This window comes from Microbacterium sp., assembly GCF_047972865.1.
Classification (GTDB): domain Bacteria; phylum Actinomycetota; class Actinomycetes; order Actinomycetales; family Microbacteriaceae; genus Microbacterium.
Window position 1 is genome coordinate 1 of record NZ_JBKEAY010000111.1, and the last position, 2319, is coordinate 2319.

Here is a 2319-nt window from a genome sequence, read left to right on the forward strand (position 1 = left end):
CTGAGAGCGACGAGACGCCGGGAAACACGGGCGAAGCCGGGGCGCAGGCGCCGTCTCAGTCGCGCGGAGTCGGTGCACCGAGGACATCGAGACCCCGATCGCCTATGACTGCAACCTGCTAGTTGCTGTCACCCGCGTTGGAGGTGGAGCGATGACCGGCCTGACTGTTCGGAACGTTCCCGACGAGGTACACCGCGCGCGGCGCGTGCGCACGGCCGCAGCGCGGAGGCGGAGGTGCGTGAGATTCTGAGCGCCGCACTCGTGCCCTCCCAGCGGCTCCTGCTCGGCGACGCCTTGGCCTCGCTCGGGCGCGACCTCGCGCTCACCGACGACGACGTGACAACGCTGGACTCGGTGCGCGACCGGACCCCGGCGGAGCCGCTGACGCTGCCGTGATCGTCCTGGATACGAACGTCGTCTCCGAGGCGATGCGGCCCAAGCCGAACCCCGATGTGGTGGGCTGGCTCAACGGACAGGCCGCGGACACGCTCTACCTGTCGAGCGTGACGCTCGCGGAGCTGCTGTTCGGCATCGGTGCCCTACCCGCCGGGGCAAGGAAGGACCGACTGGCGCGGGCGCTCGACCGGCTGCTGGCGCTGTTCCCCAGCCGGGTGCTCCCCTTCGATCAGGAGGCCGCGCGCCGCTACGCGGACATGGCAGTGATTGCCCGCGCCGCAGGCCGACCTCTGCCGGCTGCGGACGGCTACCTCGCCGCGACGGCCGCAGCGCACGGCTTCGCCGTCGCTACCAGGAACATTCAGCACTTCGTGGACACCGGCATCGAGCTGATCAACCCCTGGCAGATCCGCTGATTCCAGCGCGAATTGGAGCAGCACTCCGGAGCAGAGTGCTCAGCAGTCTCCGGAAGCAACCGCCTACACGAGGCATTACTCAGGCGCTTATCGGTCGGATGCAATCACCTGAGGCGATAAGAGCGTCGATATCGACCTCCCAACGGTGTCCGTGATAGTCACTACTGTTTGTCTATGACTTTGAGCATCACCCGGCCGCCGTGGCGAGACTTGGCCACGACCGCGCCTTCGCTGCCGGGCGGCGCAGAGGCACAGGTGGCGACCCTCCTCGAAGTCCTGAAGGCTCTCGCTGGCGAAGGCGAGTCTGAACTGGTTGGCGACTCATCATCCGTCGATCGAATCCAAAAGCAGATAGGCACGTTGGGACTCACGAAGCGCGACAGCGGGAGCGGGAGCGTCGAACTCACGGCACTCGGTCTGGCGTGGATCGCAGATCCGAGTCCTGAAGACTTGTTCCACGTGCTTCATGCACGAACCGCCTACTTCGGTGAGATGCTGAGCAGAATCGCTCAAACGCCGGCGCGAGTCGAGGGTCTCCAAGAGCACGCTGCATCCGAAAGCGATGCTCGCCCGGCCGCTCGCCACGATCCAGGCCGACGACATTCGCGGCCACCTGCTCGCAGAGCTGCGCGGCGGGAAGAAGCCCTCGACGGTCGCGCGGGCCAAGACGACCCTGAGCGCCCTGTTCACCTACGCGGACGAGCAGGGGCTCCTGCACCAGCCCCATCCGGTGCGGACCATGAAGAAGGTGCCCGAACTGAGCATCGTCGTCCAGCGCGCGGTCAGCCCGAACGAGATTCCCTCGCCGCGCCGGGTGGCTGCGGTGCTCGCCGTCCTGCGCGAGCGGCGGAGCGACATAGCCGACGTGTTCGAGTTCATGTCGCTGACCGGCGTGCGCTGGGGCGAGGTCCGCGCGATCCGCGTCTACTGGCTCTCCGAGATTCCGCTGCCCCAGCTCCATGTCGAGCGGTCCCACTCGGACGGTTACGACGAGAAGGCTCCGAAGTCCTGGCGCGGCACCCGCCCGGTGCCCCTGTCCCCGCGCGCGCTGGCGATCTTCCGCCAGTACGCCGCCGGCAAGTCCGCAGACGACTACCTATTCACCAACCAGCAGGGCGGACAGCTCTCGGTCGGCGTCGCCCGCAAGTTCCCGCTCGGCGTCCGCCGCCACGCCCTCCGGCACTACGCCGCCTCGACCTGGCTGCGCCTCGGCACGCCCGTCCACGAGGTCGCCGAGTACCTGGGCGACGAGGCGCGCACCGTCCTGGCGGTCTACGCGCACGTCCTCGGAGAAGGCCAGCGCCGCGACCACATCCGCCGCCTGGCCGCCGCCGAGAGCTTCGGCGTCGATGGGGGTCACCTGGGGGTCACCCAGCGCGGCCCGAGCCTCGGACGCTGACCTCGACGCCCCCCGGCGAGCCGCAAGAAACGGGCTCTAGCCAAGGATTTTGGCGGTGACGGTGGGATTTGAACCCACGGTCCCCGTGAGGGGACTCCACCTTAGCAG

General features: G+C 68.2%; 3 protein-coding genes. All 3 read left to right on the top strand.

Annotation, left to right across the window (positions count from 1 at the left end):
• The first annotated feature begins 108 nt into the window (after positions 1–108).
• The 3 genes from ACK5KK_RS07085 to ACK5KK_RS07095 all read left to right on the top strand — a co-directional run bounded on the left by ACK5KK_RS07085 (position 109) and on the right by ACK5KK_RS07095 (position 2211).
• Entirely contained in the window at positions 109–396 is a 288-nt protein-coding gene (locus ACK5KK_RS07085; RefSeq protein WP_416889390.1) for a FitA-like ribbon-helix-helix domain-containing protein, read from the top strand.
• The gene (locus ACK5KK_RS07090) at positions 393–812 is read left to right on the top strand and encodes a type II toxin-antitoxin system VapC family toxin (RefSeq protein ID WP_416889388.1); all 420 of its coding nucleotides are present in this window, start codon (positions 393–395) and stop codon (positions 810–812) included. The genes ACK5KK_RS07085 and ACK5KK_RS07090 overlap by 4 nt, the downstream gene beginning before the upstream one ends.
• A 562-nt stretch (positions 813–1374) precedes the next feature.
• Positions 1375–2211 (top strand): tyrosine-type recombinase/integrase, encoded by an 837-nt coding sequence (locus ACK5KK_RS07095; RefSeq protein WP_416889389.1) that lies wholly within the window; start codon positions 1375–1377, stop codon positions 2209–2211.
• The last annotated feature ends 108 nt before the right edge of the window (positions 2212–2319 follow it).